The organism is Amycolatopsis sp. NPDC004625 (assembly GCF_040609695.1).
Lineage (GTDB): Bacteria > Actinomycetota > Actinomycetes > Mycobacteriales > Pseudonocardiaceae > Amycolatopsis.
The window spans coordinates 1-18,184 of sequence record NZ_JBEXKX010000095.1 but is presented as its reverse complement, the minus strand read 5'-3'; the positions used below and the strand labels follow the sequence as shown (position 1 = coordinate 18,184).

The following is an 18,184-nucleotide window of genomic DNA, read 5'->3' as shown; positions in this document are numbered from 1 at the left end:
TCTCTTCCCGCATCGGTGGGGTGGGGGCCCCCCCCCCCCCTCACCCCCCCCCCCCCCCGGCGTTTGTTTTGTTTTGGGGGGTTTACAACCCCAAAACCCCCCCCCCCCCGAGCCGCGGCAGACTGCTAACAGGTCTGGAGGGCGTGGACCTTGCGGTCGCCGAGGATCTGGCGGCCGCCCAGGGCGGCCAGTTCCAGGACCACCGACACGCTGTCGACCACCGCGCCCGCGTCCTCCAGGAGCTTGCCGGTGGCCGCGACCGTGCCGCCGGTGGCCAGGACGTCGTCGAGGATCGCGATCCGCTGGCCCGGCCGGACCACGCCGGCCGGGAGCTCGACCGTCGCCGTGCCGTACTCCAGGGCGTAGTCCACCCGGCCCGCCACCGCCGGCAGCTTGCCCGGCTTGCGGATCAGCACCACGCCGAGGCCGCGGGCGTACCCGACGGCCGCGGCGAGGAGGAACCCGCGGGCTTCCACACCCGCGAGCGCCTCGACACCGGACGGCAGCGTCTCCGCCAGCGCGTCGGTCACCGCCTTGAACGCACCCGCGTCCGCGAAGAGCGGGCTCAGGTCGCGGAACAGCACGCCGGGCTCCGGGAAGTCCGGCACCTCGGCGATCAGGCCGAGGGCGTCGTCGAGCTGCACGTCAGCGCTTCCGCTTCCCGGCCGGGCGCTGCTTCTGGATCCGGGCGGGGACGCTGGCCGCGGCCGCGTACGCCCTCTCCTTGCGCAGTTCCTTCGCCAGGGCGTCGTTGTCCGAGGCGTCGAAGTCCTCGCCCGCCGCCGCCTTGCGCTCCTGACCCGCGCGACGCTGGCGGACGCGCTCGGCCTGCTGCGCGTACTTCGGGTCGCGCATCTTGAAGTCGACCAGCAGCGGCGTCGCCAGTGCCACCGACGACAGGACGCCGACGAGGGTACCGGTGAGCTGCACCAGCGCCAGGTCCTGCAGCGTGCCCGAGCCGAGCAGCACGTACCCGACGATCAGCAGGCCGAGGATCGGCAGCAGCGCGATGAACGCCGTGTTGAACGACCGCATCAGGGTCTGGTTCAGCGCGAGGTTCGCGGCCTCGCCGTACGTGCGGCGGGTCAGGCCGAGCAGGCCGCGCGTGTTCTCGCGGACCTTGTCGAACACCACCACCGTGTCGTACAGCGAGAAGCCGAGGATGGTCAGCAGGCCGATCACGGTCGCCGGGGTGACCTCGAAGCCGACCAGCGAGTACACGCCCGCGGTGACCAGGATGTCGTGCAGCAGCGAGATCAGCGCCGCCAGGGCCATCCGCCCGTCGAAGTAGATCGCCAGGAAGATGACCACCGCGACGAGGAACACGCCGAGCGCGATCAGCGCCTTCTGCGAGATCTCTCCGCCCCACGACGCGCTCACCGCGCTGTCGCTGATCGCCTGGACGCTGGGCTGGCCGTTGGTGCCCTTCGGGCCCAGGTCGGTGAACAGGCCCTGCTTCAGCTTGGCGACGTCGGCCGCGTTCAGCGTGTCGGTGCGGATCTGGATGGTCGCCGCGTTGCCGGTGCCGACCTTCTGGGCCTCCGCGGCCGGGCGGCCGAGCGCCTTCTGGAACGACTCCTTGGCCTGCTCCTCGGTGATCACGCCGTGGATGCCGTTGGCCGGCATCTGGAGCTGCGTGCCGCCCTCGAACTCGATGCCGAGGTTGAAGCCGCGGAAGATCATCGAGGCGAGGCACACCAGCACCAGCGCCGCGAAGAAGATGTACCAGCGCCTGCGCTTGCCGACGACGTCGAACGCACCCGTGCCCACGTAGAGCCGGTGGAAGACGCTTTCCTTCTTGCCGGGCTTCGCCGCGACCGCGACGTCGCCGTCGGCGTCCGTGCCCAGTCCTTCGACCCCCACGTCAGGCCTCCTTCACGTTCGCGCGGCCGACCGAAGCCGACTTCTTACGCTGCGAACCCACTTGCTGCACGGCGCCGAGGCCCAGGTGCCTCGGATTGGACAGGAACGCGTTCTTGGAGGTGGACACCATGGCCACCAGCGGGTGCGTCACCAGGTAGACGACGACCAGGTCGAGGACCGTGGACATACCGAGGGTGAACGCGAAGCCCTGGACGTCGCCGACCGCGATCACGTACAGGATCGCCGCGGCCAGGAAGCTCACCGCGTCCGACGCCAGGATGGTGCGCCGGGCGCGGACCCAGCCGCGCGGCACCGCGGACCGGAACGTCCGGCCCTCCCGGATTTCGTCCTTGAGCCGTTCGAAGTAGATGACGAACGAGTCCGCCGTGATGCCGATGGCGATGATCAGGCCGGCGATGCCCGCGAGGTCCAGCGTGTAGCCGATCCAGCGGCCGAGCAGGATCAGCACCGCGAACACCAGCGCGCCGGACAGGGCCAGCGACAGGATGGTGAGCACGCCGAGCAGGCGGTAGTAGAACAGGCAGTAGACGAAGACCACCAGCAGGCCGATGCCGCCGGCGATCAGGCCGGCCTGCAGCGAGGCCAGGCCGAGGGTCGCCGACACCGTGGTCGCGTCCGACGAGGCGAACGACAGCGGCAGCGAGCCGTACTTGAGGATGTCCGAGAGATCCTTGGCCTCGGTCTGGGTGAACTTGCCGGTGATCTGGGTGTTGCCGTCGAGGATGGCCACCTGGATGTTCGGCGCGGAGACGACCTGCGTGTCGAGGACGAACGCCGCCTGCTGGCCGGTGTTCTTCGAGGTGAAGTCGGCCCAGATCTTGGTGCCCTCGCTCTTGAAGCTGAGGTTCACCACCCACTGGCCGCGCTGCTGGTCGTAGCCCGAGGTCGAGTCGGCGATCTCGGTGCCCGGCAGGAACTCCGGCTCCAGCAGGTACTTGTAGGTGTTGTGGTCACCGCAGGCGACCAGCGGCAGCTTCGGGTCGTCGTTGCCTTCGAGGGCGTCCTTGGCGTTCGGCGCGCAGGTCAGCGACGCCATCGCCTGCGCGACGAGCTCCTGGTTCGGCTGGCCGTCGGCGCCGATCAGCTGCGGGTTCTGGCGGACCGCCTTGGCGGCCTGGATCTGCTGCGCGGTCTGCGCGTCGACCGAGCCGTCCGCGGGGGCCGGTGCCGGGGTCGACGCGGGCGGCGGCGTGGTGCTGCTGCTCGGCGCGGCCGGCGTGGTGCTCGGCTGCTGCGCGGGCGCCGCACCCGGCGCGCCGCCGCCACCGGACTTGGTGGTGGTCGGGGCCCCGGAGGAGGCCGTCGGCGCGCCCGAGGACGGCGGCGCCGAGGTCTTCGGCGCCCCCGAGGTCGGGGCGCCCGTGGCCGGCGGCGGGGTGGTCGTCTGCGGCGGCACCACCGGCTGGGTGGCGTTCGCGACGACCTTCCGGAAGCCCAGCTTCGCGGTCTTGCCCAGGTTCTTCGCCTGGTCGCCCTGCTCGCCGGGGACCGTGATGACGACGTTGTTGCCGTCGAGGAGGACCTCGGTGCCGCTGACGCCGATCCCGTTGACGCGCCGCTCGATGATCTGGCGCGCCTGGTTCAGGGACTCACGGGTCGGCTGGCCGCCGTCGGGAGTGCGGGCGGTGAGCGTGACCCGGGTACCGCCCTGCAGGTCGATGCCCAGCTTCGGGGACGGCTTGTGGTTGCCGGTGAGGAACACCAGCGCGTACAAGACGATCACGATCAGGGCGAACAGGGCGAGATAGCGTCCCGGGCGGAGATGCCCGGCTGAAGCTGCCACGGTGCTTCGGTCTCCTCGGACGGGGTGGACCCCAACGTTGCGGTGCCCGCCCGGAGGGTTACCGGGAGGGACTGTGTGCGATTCACTCCCGGGCGCGGGTATGACGGCGGACACGCACGCAGCACCGAGACACTACTCGGTGCTGCGTGAGCCCGGCGTGCGAGGCCGTACCGACTTTCGTCGGGAGTCCCGGCCCCGCCCAGGAGTGCCGCGGAAGTTACTTCTTGCCGTGCTCCAGCGGCGGCGCCACCTGCGCGGTGGTCTGCGGCTCGTCGGTCTTGACGGCAGCGGACGACTCGATGACGGCCGGCTCCTCGGGGGTCTCGACGACCTCGTCGGCGGAGTCCTCCTCGGTCTCGACGACCGGCTCGACCTTCTCGCGGACCGCGAGCCGCAGCCACGTGGTGACAACGCCGGGGGCGATCTCGATGTCGATCGTGTTGTCACCGGAGGCGTCGGCGACGGTGCCGTAAAGACCCGAGGTGGTCATCACGCGGTCACCGGGGGCGATGCTGTTCTGCAGCTCCTGTTGCGCCGCCTGCTGCTTCTTCTGCTTGCGCGTGCTCATCACCAGCGGCACGGCGAGGACGAGCACGAGCAGCAGGGGCAGCAATAGCTGTTGCATGATTCTCCGTTCGACGGACACCGGGCCCAGCCGAAATGTCCGGTTTTTGGGTATGTGCTCCGGTCAAGTGTGCCAGGTACCAGCGCGGACGCCGACACCCACCCGCCGGTTCGGGCCGCTCAGTCCTGCTCGAACGGCGACGGCCCGCCCTGGTCCGGGCGCCCCGGGAGGTCCGCGGGCGGCACCATGCCGAGGTGTTCCCACGCGGTCGCGGTCGCGACGCGGCCGCGCGGGGTGCGGGCGAGCATACCGGCGCGGACCAGGTAGGGCTCGCACACCTCTTCCACGGTGGTCGCCTCCTCCCCCACGGCCACCGCCAGGGTCGAGATGCCGACCGGCCCGCCGCCGAACGACCTGGTCAGCGCGGTGAGCACGGCCCGGTCGAGGCGGTCGAGGCCGAGCTCGTCGACGTCGTAGACGGCCAGCGCGGCCCGGGCGACCTCGCGGGTCACCTTGCCGTCGGCGCGGACCTCGGCGTAGTCGCGGACGCGCCGCAGCAGCCGGTTGGCGATCCGGGGCGTGCCCCGCGAGCGGCCGGCGATCTCCTGGCAGCCGTCGCGGTCGATCGGGATGTCGAGGATCGTCGCGGCGCGGCGGACGACCAGCTCCAGCTCGGTGTCGGTGTAGAACTCCATCTGGCCGGTGAAGCCGAACCGGTCGCGCAGCGGGCCGGTCAGCGAGCCGGACCGGGTGGTCGCCCCGACCAGCGTGAACGGCGCGATTTCGAGGGGGATGCTGGTGGCGCCCGGGCCCTTGCCGACGACGACGTCGACCCGGAAGTCCTCCATCGCCAGGTAGAGCATCTCTTCGGCGGGGCGGGCGATGCGGTGGATCTCGTCGATGAACAGGACGTCGCCGGGCGCGAGGTTGGACAGCATCGCGGCGAGGTCGCCGGCCCGTTCGAGCGCCGGACCCGACGTGATCCGGATGGCCGCGCCGAGCTCGGCGGCGACGATCATCGCCATCGACGTCTTGCCCAGGCCGGGCGGCCCGGACAGCAGGACGTGGTCGGGTGGCACGCCGCGGCGGCGGGCGCTTTCCAGCACCAGTTCCAGCTGCTCGCGCACGCGCGGCTGGCCGACGAACTCGTCGAGCTTGCGGGGCCGCAGGGTGCCCTCGACGTTCTCCTCGCCGGTCTGGACCCACGCCGAGAGGGCCTCTTCCTCGTCCACCGCCTCATACTCCATGCCCGGCGCCTACCGCTTCCGGCCGAGGGTGGCCAGCGCGGCACGCAGCACGCTGGACGTCGTGTGGCCGTCACCGTCGGCGAGGACCTTGTCGACGGCCTGCTCGGCCTGCTTGGCCGGGAACCCGAGACCCGCCAGCGCTTCGACGACCTCGGCACGCAGGGCGCCGGGCGCGGTGACGGCGGGCGCGTCGCCGGAGCCCAGGGCGGTGACCTTGTCGCGCAGTTCGAGGGTGAGCCGTTCGGCGCCCTTGCGGCCGATGCCGGGCACCGAGGTGAGCACGGTGATGTTGCCTTCCACCAGCGCGGCCCGCAGCTTGTCCGGGTCCAGCACGGCGAGGGTGGCCAGCGCCAGCCGCGGTCCGATGCCCGACACCGTCTGCAGCAGCCCGAACAGCTCGCGCGCGTCGGTGTCGGCGAAGCCGAACAGCGTCAGGGAATCTTCGCGCACGATCAGCGCGGTATGCAGCCGGACCTCTTCGCCGCGGCGAAGCGTCGCGAGGGTCGCGGGGGTGGCCTGCACGGCGAAGCCGACCCCGCCGACCTCGACCACCACGTGGTCCAGGCCGACCGACAGGACTTCTCCGCGTACCGACGAGATCATCGTGCTGCTCCTGGGTTCTTCGCTTGTTTCGCGGCCGCGGCGAGGCGGGCCTTGTGCGTGCGGGCCATCTCGGCCGCGCGGGCTTCGGCCTCGGCGAGCCGGGCCCGCATCGGCTCCCGCCAGAGGTGGCAGATGGCCAGGGCGAGGGCGTCGGCGGCGTCGGCCGGGTGCGGGGCGACCTCGAGGTTGAGCAGGCGCATCACCATGGCGGTGACCTGGGCCTTGTCCGCCCGGCCGGACCCGCTGACGGCGGCCTTGACCTCGCTCGGGGTGTGGAACACGACGGGCAGCCCGCGCCGCGCGGCGGCGAGCGCGACCACGCCACCGGCCTGCGCGGTCCCCATCGCGGTCCGGACGTTGTGCTGGGCGAAGACGCGCTCGACGGCGACGGCCTGCGGCTTGTACTTGTCCATCCACCGCTCGACCTCGTCGGAGATGCCGAGCAGGCGGTGCGCCAGGTCGGCGTCCGGCGGCGTCCGCACCACGTCGACGGCGACGCAGCGGACGGCCCGCCCCTTTCCGCCGTCGACCACCCCGAGGCCGCACCTGGTCAGACCGGGGTCGACCCCGAGCACCCGCACAGTGTTCCTTCCCGCCGCGAACATCAGTTCGAGTTGCAGGCTACTGGGCGCGTCTGCGGCAGGATGGGTGACATGCCGGAGCCGTCGGATTTCGTCACCCACCTGGGGCTGCGGCCCCTCCCGGTCGAAGGGGGGCGGTGGGCGCAGAGCTGGCGGTCGGAAACCGGCTCCGCGATCTACTACCTGCTCGTCGCGCCGGAGTTCTCCGCGCCGCACCGGCTGGACCGCGTCGAGGTCTACGCCCACCACGCGGGCGCACCCGCGCGGATGCTGCTGCTGCACCCGGACGGCTCGGTCGGGCGGCCGGTGCTCGGGACGGACGTCGGCGCCGGGGAACGCCCGCAGGTCGTGGTGCCCGCCGGGACGTGGCAGGCCACCGTCACGCTGGGCACGTGGAGCCTGCTCGGGACGGTCGTCGTGCCGCCCTACACCGACGACTGCGTCGAGTTCGCGCCCGCCGCCGAGCTGGCGCTGCGGTACCCGGAAGCGGCCGCCGACCTGCGGAAGTTCTAGGGGCCGTCGACGCCGGGGGTCCAGCTTTCGGGGTCGCCGCTCCCGGTCAGCACCGGCTGCCAGCGTGCGAAGCCCTCGGGCGCGTCCGGGTGCCAGGGGAACTTGCCCTCGGGCGTGGCGACGATCAGCTGCAGGGCCGGGAAGTCGCCGTCCGGGTAGATGAGGAACGCCGAGCCGAAGTACTCGGGGTAGTGGCCCTTGTTCACGCGCTCGAGGACGACCGGGACGCCTTGGAAGAAGTCGTCGTAGCGCTTGCCGACCTCGAAGATCTCGCCGTTGGCGGCGCGGTCGACGTAGGCGTCGAGCAGGACGGGCGCGATCTGCTCGGGCAGCCCGACCACGACGGCCTCCGGCACGTTGTGCAGCGCCCAGGCGCAGGCGGTGAAGCAGTAGCCGGCGCCCTCGTCGTCCGCGGCGACGGTGATGACGGCGTTGCCGCGGTCCTTCGCCTGCCCCTCGATCCATTCGATGAGGCGCAGTTCTTCCGCGGACAGCTCGGCGGTGATGTCGGCGGCGGCGGCGGGGGTCGTCGAGGTCACGGCGCACATTGTGCCTGACTCCCCCGCCGGAGCCCAGTGCCCAGGCCGGAAAGTTTCCGGCCTGGGCACGAAAGCGGTGCGGGGCAAGGGAAAACTCAGCCGACTTCGGCGAGCACCTCGTCCGAAACGTCGAAGTTGGCGTAGACGTTCTGGACGTCGTCGCAGTCTTCGAGGGCGTCGATGAGCTTGAAGACCTTCTTCGCGCCGTCGACGTCGAGGGGGACGTTCACGGTCGGGAGGAAGGTGAGCTCCGCCGACTCGTACTCGAACCCGGCCTCCTGGAGCGCCTTGCGCACCGGCACCAGGTCGCCGCCTTCGCAGACGATTTCGAAGCTCTCGTCGAGGTCGTTGACCTCTTCGGCACCCGCGTCGAGCACCGCCATGAGGACGTCGTCCTCGGTGGCGCCGCCCTTCGGCATGATCACCACGCCCTTGCGGTTGAACATGTAGGCGACCGACCCCGGGTCGGCGAGGGAGCCGTTGTTGCGCGTGAGCGCGGTGCGGACCTCCATCGCGGCGCGGTTCTTGTTGTCGGTGAGGCACTCGATCAGCACCGCCACGCCGTTGGGGCCGTAGCCCTCGTACGTGATGTCCTGCCAGTCGGCGCCGCCGGCCTCTTCACCGGCGCCGCGCTTGCGGGCGCGCTCGATGTTGTCCTGCGGGACCGAGTTCTTCTTCGCCTTCTGGATGGCGTCGTAGAGCGTGGGGTTGCCGTCCGGGTCGCCACCACCGGTGCCCGTGCGGGCGGCCACCTCGATGTTCTTGATCAACCGCGCGAAGAGCTTGCCGCGCTTCGCGTCGAGGTTGGCCTTCTTGTGCTTCGTGGTGGCCCACTTGGAGTGGCCGCTCATCTCTCCTCCATCTGTTCCGTACCCCGGCCGGGCACCGCGTCTCAGGCTGCCTTCCGCACGAGGTCGACGAACAGCCGGTGCACCCGCACGTCGGGCGTCAGTTCCGGGTGGAACGCGGTCGCCAGCACCGCCCCCTGCCGGACCGCGACGATCCTAGCGGTGTCGTCCGCCACGCCCGGCACGCCGCTGACCGTGGCCAGCACCTCGACGCCGTCACCGGCCTTCTCGACCCAGGGCGCCCGGATGAACACGGCGTGCACCGGTTCGTTCTCGATGCCCGCGAAGTCGAGGTCCGCCTCGAAGGAGTCGACCTGCCTGCCGAAGGCGTTGCGCCGGACGACGACGTCGAGCCCGCCGAGCTGCTGCTGGTCCGGCCGCCCGTCGAGGGTCTGCCGGGCCAGCAGGATCATCCCGGCGCACGAGCCGAAGGCGGGCATGCCCTCGGCGATCCGCGCTTTGAGCGGATCCAGCAGCTCGAACGTCTCGAGCAGCTTCGACATGGTGGTCGACTCGCCACCGGGCAGCACCAGACCGTCCACTTCGGACAGCTCGGCGGCCCGCCGCACGGGCACGGCCCGCGCGCCCGCTTCGGCCAGCATGGCGACGTGCTCCCGCACGGCACCCTGCATGGCGAGCACACCGACCACCGGCTCCGACGACACCCGACCTCCCGAAAGACCTTCCCACCAGCCTAGACGCACCGGCTCCCCGCCTTACCGGCAGGTCAGCCGGGGCATCACGCGTGACCGGAGAGGCCACACGCGTGATCGGGGAGGCATCACGCGTGATCAGAGGGGCATCAAGGCCGATGCCCCGCCAATCACGCTTGATGCCTCACCAATCACGGGTGATGCCTCTTTCCGCACGTCAGGGGATGCCGGCCAGCCTCAGCAGGGCCGCTGTTGCCGCGGCCGCGACGACCACCAGGACGAAGGGGGCCTTTCGCCAGGCGAGGACGCCGGCGACCAGGACGCCTGCCGGGCGGGCGAAGCCCGCGAAGCCGTGGCCCTCCGTCAACGCGCTGACCGCGACCAGCGCCGCCAGCAGCACCACTGCCGCCAGGGCCATCAGGCGCTCCGCCTTCGGGGACAGCTTCACCCTGGTGCGCAGGACCGGGCCCGCGAACCGGAACGCGAACGTCCCCAGCGCCAGCACCACCGTGCCGATCAGCAGTTCGCCCGCGTCCATCAGCCCACCTCCTGCAGCTCGGGTTCCTTCGCCGCGACGCCGGCCACCACGCCGGCCAGGGCGAGCAGCACCGGCAGCCCGGCGGGCAGGAACGGTGTCGCCACCAGCGCGACGACCACGCCGAGCAGCACCGGCAGCCGCGCCGCGCGGTCGCGCAGCGCGGGCAGCACCAGGGCCAGGAGCACCGCGGGGAAGGCGGCGTCGAGGCCGAAGACGTCGGTGTCGCCGATCGCCCGGCCGGCGAACGCGCCGGCCACCACGCCGAGGTTCCAGCAGGCGAACAGCCCGATCCCGCACGCCCAGAACGCCGCGCGACGGCGGTGGGCCTCGCGCTGGGCCAGCGCGAACGCGACCGATTCGTCGATCATCAGGTGGGTGCCGGCCAGCCGCGCCGTCCACCGGCGGCCCAGCACGTCGCCGATCGCGAAGCCGAACGGCAGGTGCCGGGCGTTGGCCAGCAGCCCGGCCAGCACCGCGGCGAACGGGTTGCCGCCCGCCGCCACGATCCCGATGAACATGAACTGCGACGCACCGGCGAACACCAGCAGCGACATCAGCACCGGCAGCCACAGCGGGAAGCCCGAGCTCACCGCGATGGCCCCGTAGGAAGCCCCCACGAGACAATCGGCGAGACAGACCAGGCCGACGTCGCGGGCGAGGCCCCGATCGAGTGTTCGCCATATCGAACGCATGTGTTCTATGGTGAACACGAGACCGGGTGTTCGTCAAGGCGAACGGACAGACCGATGGAGCGAACAGCCATGACCCAGGAAGCCACCGGCGCGCCACTGGAGATCATCGCGGCGTCCCTGCGCCGCGAACGCACGCGCGCCGGCCTGTCCCTGACCGAGGTCGCGCGCCGCGCCGGCCTGGCCAAGTCGACGCTGTCCCAGCTCGAGTCGGGCACCGGGAACCCGAGCGTCGAGACGCTGTGGGCCCTCGGCGTCGCCCTCGACGTGCCGTTTTCGCGGCTGGTCGAGCCGGAACGGCCGAAGGTCCGCGTGATCCGCGCCGGCAAGGGCCCGACGGTGTTCGCCGAGCACGCCGACTACGCGTGCACGCTGCTGTCGGCCTGTCCCCCGTCCGCGCGGCGGGACATGTACCTCATCCGCGCCGAACCGGGCACGCCGCGGCTGAGCGACCCCCACATGACCGGCGTGGTCGAGCACATCGTGCTGTGCGCGGGCCGCGCCCGGGTCGGTGTGCGGGAGGAACCGGAAGAGCTGCTCCCCGGCGACTACATCTCCTACCCCGGCGACGTCCCGCACATCTTCGAGGCCCTCGAGCCGGGCACCTACGGCGTCGAGATCTCGGAGTACGTCTAGCGCCGGACCGCCCGCCGGTAGGCACCCGGCGTGGTGCCCACCCGGTCGCGGAAGCGGCGGCGCAGGTTCACCGCCGAGACCAGGCCGACGCGGACGGCGACCGCCTCGACCGGCAGCTCGGTCTCGGCCAGCAGGGTGCGCGCCGCCACCACCCGCCGGGACAGCAGCCACTCGCCGGGGGTCGTGCCCAGGCGGTCGGCGAAACGCCGGGCGAGCGTGCGCGGGGAAACGTTCAGCCGCGCCGCCAGGTCCGCCACCGACAACGACGTCCCGAGCCGGCCCTCGGCCCACTCGAGGAGCCCGGCGAGGTCGTCGGCCGCCGGGTGGTGGCCGCCGTCGCGGTGCGGTGGCAGCACCATGTGCCGGGCGAGCCGGGCGGCGTACTCGGCGCCGTGGTCGCGCCGGACCAGGTGCAGGCACAGGTCGACCCCGGCCCCCGCGCCGGCGCTCGTGGCAACGTCACCGTGGTCGACGTACAGCGCCTCGGGATCGACGCGCACCCGCGGGAACTCACGCCGCAGCTGCTCGGCCCGCGCCCGGTGCGCGGTCGCCGAGCGGCCGTCCAGCAGGCCCGTGCGGGCGAGCGCGAAGACTCCCGAGCAGATCGAGACGAGCCGTGCGCCGCGGGCGTGGGCCTGCCGCAGGGCATCCCGGACGCGGGCGGGCAGCGGTTCTTCGACCGGCGCCCAGCCCGGGACGAGCACGGTGCCGGCGGACTCCAGGGCCGCGAGGCCGAGCGGCACGGCCATCGCGTACCCGGCCGACGTCGGCACCGGGCCGGGGTTTTCCGTGCACACCTCGAACTGGTAGTGCCGCGGCAGCCCGGCCCGCGCGGTGCCGAAGACCTCCGCGGCGACGCCGAGCTCGAACGTCGACTGCACCGGCCGCACCAGGGCCACCACGCGATGCATGGCAGGAAAGTACCCCACGCTGTCGCGTCCGGCGCTGTCCCGGAGCGGCCGCGCCCGGCACGGTGGGGCCATGCACCCGGAAATCCTCGCCCAAGCGGGCTACACGTCCGTGTCCGTCGCCGACGCCGGAGTCCGGGAGGTCTTCCCCGGCATCCGGCTGCGTCCACTGTGGACGGGCGCGACCGGCGCCCACGCCACCGTCCTGGAGATGGACCCGGGCACGTCCTGGCCACGGCGGGACGTCCACGAGCCCGGCCCGGAGGAGGTGTACGTGGTCGCCGGCACCTTCGAGGACGGCGCGCGCAGCTATCCGGCCGGGACGTTCCTGCACGCCCCGGCCGGGTCCTGGCACGTGCCCGCCAGCACCACCGGCTGCACGCTGTTCGTCTTCTACCCCGAGGGTTAGTACGTCACCAGCCGCGCTCGGCGAGGCGGTGCGGCTCCGGCAGCTCCTCGACGTTGATGCCGACCATCGCCTCGCCCAGGCCGCGCGAGACCTTGGCCAGGACGTCGGGGTCGTCGTAGAACGTCGTCGCCTTGACGATCGCCTCCGCGCGCTGGGCCGGGTTGCCGGACTTGAAGATGCCCGAGCCGACGAACACGCCCTCGGCGCCCAGCTGCATCATCATCGCCGCGTCGGCCGGGGTCGCGATGCCGCCCGCGGTGAACAGCACGACCGGCAGCTTCCCGGCTTCCGCCACCTCGCGGACGAGCTCGTACGGCGCCTGCAGCTCCTTCGCCGCGACGAACAGCTCGTCCTCCGGCAGGTTCTGCAGCCGCCGGATCTCCTGGCGGATCTTGCGCATGTGCGTGGTGGCGTTGGAGACGTCGCCGGTGCCGGCCTCGCCCTTGGAGCGGATCATCGCCGCGCCTTCGGTGATCCGGCGCAGGGCCTCGCCGAGGTTGGTCGCGCCGCAGACGAAGGGCACGGTGAACGCCCACTTGTCGATGTGGTTGGCGTAGTCGGCCGGGGTGAGGACCTCGGACTCGTCGACGTAGTCCACGCCGAGGGACTGCAGGACCTGCGCCTCGACGAAGTGGCCGATGCGGGCCTTCGCCATCACCGGGATCGAGACGGCCTCGATGATGCCGTCGATCAGGTCGGGGTCGCTCATCCGGGCGACGCCGCCCTGGGCGCGGATGTCGGCGGGCACGCGCTCCAGCGCCATCACCGCGACCGCGCCGGCGTCCTCGGCGATCTTGGCCTGCTCGGCGGTGACCACGTCCATGATCACGCCGCCCTTGAGCATCTCGGCCATGCCGCGCTTCACCTTGGCGGTGCCGGTGACGGACTGGACGGTGCCGCTGGAGGGGGCGGGCTGCTGCTCGGACACGACGAGGCCTTTCGACACGGATGGGGGGCTTACGAGTCCGAGGGTAGGTCGGCGGTGGACCCTTCAGGCAGGCCAGTACGCGGGTATCTCAGCAGTCCACTTCGCCGGTGCCCGCGACCAGGGCTTCCGCGAGCGCCGTCCGCGCGTAGAGCACGTGACGTCCGGCACGGTGCCCCTTGACCAGGCCCGCGGCCTTGAGGATGCCGAGGTGCTGCGACACCGCACCGGCGGTCAGCCGCGTCCGGCGGGCCAGTTCCGCGGTCGACGCCGGTGCGGCCAGTTCGGCCAGCAGCATCGCGCGGCCGCGGCCCACCACGGCGGCCAGCGCGCCCGGTGCGGTGGCGGTGCCGGTCTCCCAGAGCGTCGCGATGCCGCGCGGCGGGTAGCGCAGCACCGGCTGCCAGCGCGAGTCGGTCTTGGAGAACACCCGCGGCCAGACGAACGCCGAAGGCACCAGCACCAGGCCGCGCCCGTCGAGCGGCACGGCGGCGTGCAGGTGCCGGTGCGCCACCGTCAGCGTGCCGCCCTCCCAGCGGACCAGCGGGGTGAGGTCGGTGAACAGCTCGGCGGCCCCGCCCTGGGCCAGCAGCCGGGACCGGTGCAGCACGTCGGCCTCCAGCAGCGCCCGGATCCGGGGCCAGTCGGGGGCCAGCACGAGGTCCCAGTACTGCTCCATCAGGGCGGCCAGCCGTTCGAGGCCCGCCTCGGGGTCGCGGTGGAAGCGGCTCAGCACGGGCGAACGCGGCCCGGCCATCGCGTCCAGCTCGCGCCGGACCAGGCGGGCCGGCACGTCGCGCAGGTCGGCGAGTTCGTCGGCCAGCTCGGGCAGCGGCGTCGACGGCGTGCCGGCCAGGAAGCCGGGCAGGTGCCGCAGCGGCACGAGGTCGCGCAGCAGCCCGACGTCCAGGCCGGCGCCGTCGAGCGCCGCGGTGGCGCGCTTGACCCACGGCAGGTGCAGCGCGTGCTGCCCCGGGGCGTTCAGGACGCGGACGCTCGCCACGATCTCCCACGCCGGGGAGAACGCGAACCGGGTGTGCGCCAGGTCCTCGGTGGAGAAAGCCAGGTCGAGCACTACTGCCTCCTGCCGGCGGAATCCGGCGCAGTCTAGGACTCTCCCGTTTGGACAGTCGAGCCGGGCACCGAAAGCCCTTGCGGGAAGGCGAAAATTCCTCGCGGGTCATACTTCCGGGCGATCGCGCGCAGCCGCGGGAGGTTGCCGCCGTAGTACGCCTGCGCCCAGTCCGGCAGCTCGGGATCGAGGTAGTTGACGTACCCGGTGGTGCCGAATTCGGGCCCCAGCCCGTCGCGCGCCACGGCCACCGCCCGCCGGGCCTCGGCTTCGCCGCCGCGTTCCGGCTCCGCCCCGCGCAGGAACTGGAAACTGGCCAGGGCACTCCGGTGCGGGAACGCGGTTTCGCGGGCGCCGACACGGGCGATCGCGCCGCCGCCCGCGTCGATGATCGTGTCGACGCCGGGCGCCGAGAGCAGCACCTCGACGACCGCGGCCGGGTCGGGCGCGCGGCGCAGGAGCATCCGCGAAGTCCCGACGTAGGCGGCCCGGTCGATCGCCAGGCCGGGCCGGGACTCGCGGTCGTCGAACGACCGCATCGCGCTCAGGTGGTCCCGGACCTGCCGCCGCCGTCCGGCCGGCGGCGTGCCGACCCGGCGCACCAGGTCGTCGAGCAGGGTGTCCAGCTGCGCCGCCGGCCCGAGGAACGTGCCGCCGAGGTTCGCGTGGTCCGCGCCGAGGTTCATCCCGGACCAGAGTTCGTCCGGCATCGCGGGCTGCCAGTCCTGCCAGGCGGCGAACAACGCGGCCTGCGTCCCGGCCGGGAACTTGAGGTCGAAGGTGGCGACGTCGGTGAGCGGGACGGTCCGGAAGGTGAACCCGGTGACGATCCCGAAGTTGCCGCCGCCCCCGCCGCGCAGCGCCCAGAACAGGTCCGGCTCCGCCGCCCTCGACACCGTGCGCGCCCGGCCGTCGGCGGTGACTATCCGCGCCGCCTCGAGGTGGTCGCAGGTCAGTCCGTACTTCCGGTCGAGCACGCCGACGCCGCCGCCGAGGGTGAGCCCGGCGATGCCGACGGTGTCGCAGCTGCCCGCCGGCAACACCCGGCCGGCCGCCGCGAGCGCCGTCGCGATCGGGCCCAGCCGGGCGCCCGCCCCGATCACCGCGCGCCGGTCCGGGCGCACCTCGACGCCCGAGAACCGGCTGAGGTCCACCACGATCCCGCCGTCCACTGTGGAGTAGCCGGGGTAGCTGTGCCCGCCGCTGCGGGCGGCGATCGGCAGCCGGTGCCGGGCCGCGAAGCCGACCGCGGCCTGCACGTCCTCGACGCGGGCCGCGCCGACGACCGCGGCGGGCATCCGGGCGTCGTACATCGTGAAGTAGCCCTGCTTGGCCTCCGCGTAGCCCGGGTCGCCCGGCCGGAACAGCGGCCCGGCCAGCTGCCGGCGCAGCCGGGCCCAGTCGTCCGGCGGCGGCCACCCGCCCAGGCCCGCCACCGGTACCGCCCCGGAAATCCGCAGGAAAGTCCGCCTGTCCATGCCACTCCCTCCCCCGCCCCCGGGGCATTCGGCTGGTCCCGGGAGCCCTGCCTTGCCGTGACCAGGGTAACGGGTGTGTGATCGAGGACACATCCCGTACACCAGCCGTTCGCCGAGGAGTCGTCATGGCAGACAAACAGGCCAAGAACGCCGACACCGGGGCCGCCGTCGCTGTGGACGACCCCGCCAAGGTCCGCAACGTCGTGCTCGTCGGCCCGGCCGGGTCCGGGAAGACCACCCTCGCCGAAGCCCTGCTCGCCGCGTCCGGCACGGTGCCGCGGGCGGGTTCGGTGGTCGACGGCACGACGGTGTGCGACCACGACCCGGCGGCGGTCCGCCAGCAGCGCTCGGTCGGCCTTTCGGTCGCGCCGGTGCTGCACCAGGGCCACAAGATCAACCTGATCGACACGCCCGGGTACGCGGACTTCGTCGGGGAGCTGCGGGCCGGGCTGCGGGCGGCCGACGCGGCGCTGTTCGTCGTCAGCGCTTCCGAAGGCGTCGACGCGGCGACGGTCGCGGTGTGGGAGGAGTGCGCCGCGGTCGGGATGCCGCGCGCGGTCGTCGTCTCCCGGCTCGACCACCACCGGGCCGACGCGATGGCGGAGATCGCCGCCTGCCAGGCCGCGTTCGGCGCCGGCGTGCTGCCGCTGTACCTCCCGGCGGGCGACGGCCTGGTCGGGCTGATCACGCAGCGGTACTTCGACTACTCCGGCGGGCACCCGCCGAAGACCGGCGAGCCCGATCCGGCCGACCTGGCGCGGATGGCCGAGGCCCGCAACGAGCTGATCGAAGGGGTCATCGCCGAGAGCGAGGACGAGTCCCTGATGGACCGCTACCTCGCCGGCGAGGAGATCGCCGAGGCCACCCTGATCGCCGACCTCGAAACCGCCGTCGCGCGCGGTTCCTTCCACCCGGTCATCCCGGTGTGCTCGACCAGCGGGGTCGGGCTGGCCGAGGTGCTCGACGGCATCGTCCGCGCGTTCCCCTCCCCGCTGGAGCACCGGCCCCCCGACGTCACCACGCCGGACGGCGGCGAGCACCCCGCGATCACCGCCGACCCCGCGGGCCCCCTCGCCGCGGAGGTCGTCCGGACGGCGGTGGACTCCTACGTCGGCCGGGTGTCGCTCGTCCGGGTGTTCTCCGGCACGCTGCGTCCCGAGCGGCCGGTGCACGTGTCCGGGCACGGCCTGGCCGAGCGCGGCCACGAGGACCACGACGCCGACGAGCGCGTCGCGCACCTCTATTCGCCGCTCGGTTCCTCGCTGCGGGAGGTGCCCTACTGCGTCGCGGGCGACCTGTGCGCTTTGACGAAGGTCGGCTCGGCGGAGACCGGCGACACCGTCTCCTCCCCCGACGACCCGCTGCTCATGGAGCCCTGGGCGATGCCGGAGCCGTTGCTGCCGGTGGCCGTGGTCGCGAAGACCCGCAGCGACGAGGACACACTGGCCCGCAACCTGTCGCGGCTCGTCGCCGGCGACCCGACGCTGCGGCTGGACCGCAACGCCGAGACCGGCCAGCTGGTGCTGTGGTGCATGGGCGAGGCCCACGCCGACGTCGTGCTCTCGCGGCTGCGCGCGGGCGGCGCGGACGTCGACACCGAGCCGGTGAAGATCAGCCTGCGCTCGACGTTCGCCAAGCCGGCCAAGGGCCACGGGCGGCACGTGAAGCAGTCCGGCGGGCACGGCCAGTTCGCGGTGTGCGACATCGAGGTCGAGCCGCTGCCGCGCGGCAGCGGCTTCCAGTTCGTGGACAAGGTCGTCGGCGGCTCGGTGCCGCACCAGTTCATCCCGAGCGTGGAGAAGGGCGTGCGGGCCCAGCTGCAGCGCGGGCTGGCGGACGGCCACCCGGTGGTCGACGTCAAGGTGACCCTGGTGGACGGCAAGGCGCACAGCGTGGATTCGTCGGACGCGGCGTTCCAGACGGCGGGTGCGCTGGCCTTGCGGGAGGCGGCGGCGAACGGGCACATCACGATGCTGGAGCCCCTGGAGGAGGTGGCGATCCGGCTGCCGGACGAGCACCTCGGCACGGTCCTCGGCGACCTTTCGTCCCGCCGCGGCCGGGTCCTGGGCACGGAGGCCGGCGACGGCGGCCGGACGGTGATCCGGGCGGAGGTCCCCGCGACGGAACTGCTCCGCTACCTGATCGACCTGCGTTCGATGACCTCGGGCACGGCGACGTTCACCCGCCGCCACGCCCGCTTCGAGCCGATGCCGGAAGGAATGGCCGTCCACTGACCCGGTCGTGAGTGAGAAACAGTGTTTGCAGTCACCTGCCAGGGCCTCGGAGATGCTCATCGCGCGACGGGCGACGTGG

General features: G+C 72.6%; 20 protein-coding genes. 4 read left to right on the top strand and 16 right to left on the bottom strand.

Annotated features, from left to right (window positions below; translation table 11 throughout):
* Positions 1–125 precede the first annotated feature (125 nt).
* The 7 genes from ABZW17_RS45735 to ruvC all read right to left on the bottom strand — a co-directional run bounded on the left by ABZW17_RS45735 (position 126) and on the right by ruvC (position 6,663).
* Positions 126–644 carry an adenine phosphoribosyltransferase gene (locus ABZW17_RS45735; protein WP_354828998.1) on the bottom strand — a complete coding sequence of 173 codons (519 nt, stop codon included), beginning with the start codon at positions 642–644 and terminating at the stop codon, positions 126–128.
* Between the two features lies 1 nt (position 645).
* The gene (secF, locus tag ABZW17_RS45730; protein ID WP_354828995.1) at positions 646–1,863 is read right to left on the bottom strand and encodes a protein translocase subunit SecF; all 1,218 of its coding nucleotides are present in this window, start codon (positions 1,861–1,863) and stop codon (positions 646–648) included.
* 1 nt (position 1,864) lies between these two features.
* Positions 1,865–3,667: a protein translocase subunit SecD gene (gene secD, locus ABZW17_RS45725; RefSeq protein WP_354828992.1), complete on the bottom strand. Its 1,803-nt coding sequence runs from the start codon at positions 3,665–3,667 to the stop codon at positions 1,865–1,867.
* Between the two features lie 217 nt (positions 3,668–3,884).
* Complete coding sequence (gene yajC / locus ABZW17_RS45720; protein ID WP_354828989.1) at positions 3,885–4,292, bottom strand: preprotein translocase subunit YajC; 408 nt, start codon at positions 4,290–4,292, stop codon at positions 3,885–3,887.
* A 119-nt stretch (positions 4,293–4,411) separates the two neighbouring features.
* Positions 4,412–5,479, bottom strand: a complete 1,068-nt coding sequence (gene ruvB / locus ABZW17_RS45715; protein WP_354828986.1) for a Holliday junction branch migration DNA helicase RuvB — start codon at positions 5,477–5,479, stop codon at positions 4,412–4,414.
* Positions 5,480–5,488: 9 nt separating this feature from the next.
* The gene (gene ruvA / locus ABZW17_RS45710; protein ID WP_354828984.1) at positions 5,489–6,082 is read right to left on the bottom strand and encodes a Holliday junction branch migration protein RuvA; all 594 of its coding nucleotides are present in this window, start codon (positions 6,080–6,082) and stop codon (positions 5,489–5,491) included.
* Complete coding sequence (gene ruvC, locus ABZW17_RS45705; RefSeq protein ID WP_354828982.1) at positions 6,079–6,663, bottom strand: crossover junction endodeoxyribonuclease RuvC; 585 nt, start codon at positions 6,661–6,663, stop codon at positions 6,079–6,081. The genes ruvA and ruvC overlap by 4 nt, the downstream gene beginning before the upstream one ends.
* A gap of 72 nt (positions 6,664–6,735) precedes the next feature.
* On the opposite strand from ruvC, the gene ABZW17_RS45700 reads away from it, so the two are divergent.
* Complete coding sequence (locus ABZW17_RS45700; protein ID WP_354828980.1) at positions 6,736–7,176, top strand: cupin domain-containing protein; 441 nt, start codon at positions 6,736–6,738, stop codon at positions 7,174–7,176.
* On the opposite strand, the gene ABZW17_RS45695 is transcribed toward ABZW17_RS45700, so the two are convergent.
* The 5 genes from ABZW17_RS45695 to ABZW17_RS45675 all read right to left on the bottom strand — a co-directional run bounded on the left by ABZW17_RS45695 (position 7,173) and on the right by ABZW17_RS45675 (position 10,446).
* Positions 7,173–7,724 (bottom strand): DUF4262 domain-containing protein, encoded by a 552-nt coding sequence (locus tag ABZW17_RS45695; RefSeq protein ID WP_354828978.1) that lies wholly within the window; start codon positions 7,722–7,724, stop codon positions 7,173–7,175. The genes ABZW17_RS45700 and ABZW17_RS45695 overlap by 4 nt on opposite strands.
* A gap of 86 nt (positions 7,725–7,810) precedes the next feature.
* Positions 7,811–8,566: a YebC/PmpR family DNA-binding transcriptional regulator gene (locus ABZW17_RS45690; protein WP_354828975.1), complete on the bottom strand. Its 756-nt coding sequence runs from the start codon at positions 8,564–8,566 to the stop codon at positions 7,811–7,813.
* Positions 8,567–8,607: 41 nt separating this feature from the next.
* Positions 8,608–9,228, bottom strand: a complete 621-nt coding sequence (pdxT, locus tag ABZW17_RS45685) for a pyridoxal 5'-phosphate synthase glutaminase subunit PdxT (RefSeq protein ID WP_354828972.1) — start codon at positions 9,226–9,228, stop codon at positions 8,608–8,610.
* Between the two features lie 205 nt (positions 9,229–9,433).
* Positions 9,434–9,754 carry an AzlD domain-containing protein gene (locus tag ABZW17_RS45680; RefSeq protein ID WP_354828969.1) on the bottom strand — a complete coding sequence of 107 codons (321 nt, stop codon included), beginning with the start codon at positions 9,752–9,754 and terminating at the stop codon, positions 9,434–9,436.
* A complete protein-coding gene (locus ABZW17_RS45675) occupies positions 9,754–10,446 on the bottom strand; it encodes an AzlC family ABC transporter permease (RefSeq protein ID WP_354828967.1) in 693 nt (230 codons plus the stop codon). The genes ABZW17_RS45680 and ABZW17_RS45675 overlap by 1 nt, the downstream gene beginning before the upstream one ends.
* A gap of 69 nt (positions 10,447–10,515) precedes the next feature.
* Between ABZW17_RS45675 and ABZW17_RS45670 the strand changes: the two genes are divergently transcribed.
* Complete coding sequence (locus ABZW17_RS45670) at positions 10,516–11,079, top strand: XRE family transcriptional regulator (protein WP_354828964.1); 564 nt, start codon at positions 10,516–10,518, stop codon at positions 11,077–11,079.
* Here ABZW17_RS45670 and ABZW17_RS45665 read toward each other — a convergent pair.
* Positions 11,076–11,990 (bottom strand): helix-turn-helix domain-containing protein, encoded by a 915-nt coding sequence (locus ABZW17_RS45665; RefSeq protein WP_354828961.1) that lies wholly within the window; start codon positions 11,988–11,990, stop codon positions 11,076–11,078. The two genes, ABZW17_RS45670 and ABZW17_RS45665, sit on opposite strands and share 4 nt — an antisense overlap.
* A 70-nt stretch (positions 11,991–12,060) precedes the next feature.
* On the opposite strand from ABZW17_RS45665, the gene ABZW17_RS45660 reads away from it, so the two are divergent.
* On the top strand, positions 12,061–12,396 hold the full coding sequence (locus ABZW17_RS45660; protein ID WP_354829003.1) for a cupin domain-containing protein: 336 nt from the start codon (positions 12,061–12,063) through the stop codon (positions 12,394–12,396).
* 4 nt (positions 12,397–12,400) lie between these two features.
* On the opposite strand, the gene pdxS is transcribed toward ABZW17_RS45660, so the two are convergent.
* From pdxS to ABZW17_RS45645, 3 genes are all read right to left on the bottom strand, one after another.
* Positions 12,401–13,324, bottom strand: a complete 924-nt coding sequence (pdxS, locus tag ABZW17_RS45655; RefSeq protein WP_354829001.1) for a pyridoxal 5'-phosphate synthase lyase subunit PdxS — start codon at positions 13,322–13,324, stop codon at positions 12,401–12,403.
* An 88-nt stretch (positions 13,325–13,412) separates the two neighbouring features.
* On the bottom strand, positions 13,413–14,396 hold the full coding sequence (locus ABZW17_RS45650) for a DUF5937 family protein (protein WP_354828959.1): 984 nt from the start codon (positions 14,394–14,396) through the stop codon (positions 13,413–13,415).
* A 32-nt stretch (positions 14,397–14,428) separates the two neighbouring features.
* Positions 14,429–15,871 carry an FAD-binding oxidoreductase gene (locus ABZW17_RS45645; protein WP_354828956.1) on the bottom strand — a complete coding sequence of 481 codons (1,443 nt, stop codon included), beginning with the start codon at positions 15,869–15,871 and terminating at the stop codon, positions 14,429–14,431.
* 125 nt (positions 15,872–15,996) lie between these two features.
* Between ABZW17_RS45645 and ABZW17_RS45640 the strand changes: the two genes are divergently transcribed.
* Entirely contained in the window at positions 15,997–18,105 is a 2,109-nt protein-coding gene (locus ABZW17_RS45640; RefSeq protein WP_354828953.1) for an elongation factor G-like protein EF-G2, read from the top strand.
* The last annotated feature ends 79 nt before the right edge of the window (positions 18,106–18,184 follow it).

Excerpts from the sequence above, each read along its gene's own strand:
- yajC (WP_354828989.1), bottom strand. The coding sequence starts at position 4,292 with ATGCAACAGCTATTGCTGCCCCTGCTGCTCGTGCTCGTCCTCGCCGTG.
- ruvB (WP_354828986.1), bottom strand. The coding sequence starts at position 5,479 with ATGGAGTATGAGGCGGTGGACGAGGAAGAGGCCCTCTCGGCGTGGGTC.
- ruvA (WP_354828984.1), bottom strand. The coding sequence starts at position 6,082 with ATGATCTCGTCGGTACGCGGAGAAGTCCTGTCGGTCGGCCTGGACCAC.
- ABZW17_RS45700 (WP_354828980.1), top strand. The coding sequence starts at position 6,736 with ATGCCGGAGCCGTCGGATTTCGTCACCCACCTGGGGCTGCGGCCCCTC.
- ABZW17_RS45695 (WP_354828978.1), bottom strand. The coding sequence starts at position 7,724 with ATGTGCGCCGTGACCTCGACGACCCCCGCCGCCGCCGCCGACATCACC.
- ABZW17_RS45690 (WP_354828975.1), bottom strand. The coding sequence starts at position 8,566 with ATGAGCGGCCACTCCAAGTGGGCCACCACGAAGCACAAGAAGGCCAAC.
- ABZW17_RS45680 (WP_354828969.1), bottom strand. The coding sequence starts at position 9,754 with ATGGACGCGGGCGAACTGCTGATCGGCACGGTGGTGCTGGCGCTGGGG.
- ABZW17_RS45675 (WP_354828967.1), bottom strand. The coding sequence starts at position 10,446 with ATGCGTTCGATATGGCGAACACTCGATCGGGGCCTCGCCCGCGACGTC.
- ABZW17_RS45670 (WP_354828964.1), top strand. The coding sequence starts at position 10,516 with ATGACCCAGGAAGCCACCGGCGCGCCACTGGAGATCATCGCGGCGTCC.
- ABZW17_RS45665 (WP_354828961.1), bottom strand. The coding sequence starts at position 11,990 with ATGCATCGCGTGGTGGCCCTGGTGCGGCCGGTGCAGTCGACGTTCGAG.
- ABZW17_RS45660 (WP_354829003.1), top strand. The coding sequence starts at position 12,061 with ATGCACCCGGAAATCCTCGCCCAAGCGGGCTACACGTCCGTGTCCGTC.
- ABZW17_RS45645 (WP_354828956.1), bottom strand. The coding sequence starts at position 15,871 with ATGGACAGGCGGACTTTCCTGCGGATTTCCGGGGCGGTACCGGTGGCG.
- ABZW17_RS45640 (WP_354828953.1), top strand. The coding sequence starts at position 15,997 with ATGGCAGACAAACAGGCCAAGAACGCCGACACCGGGGCCGCCGTCGCT.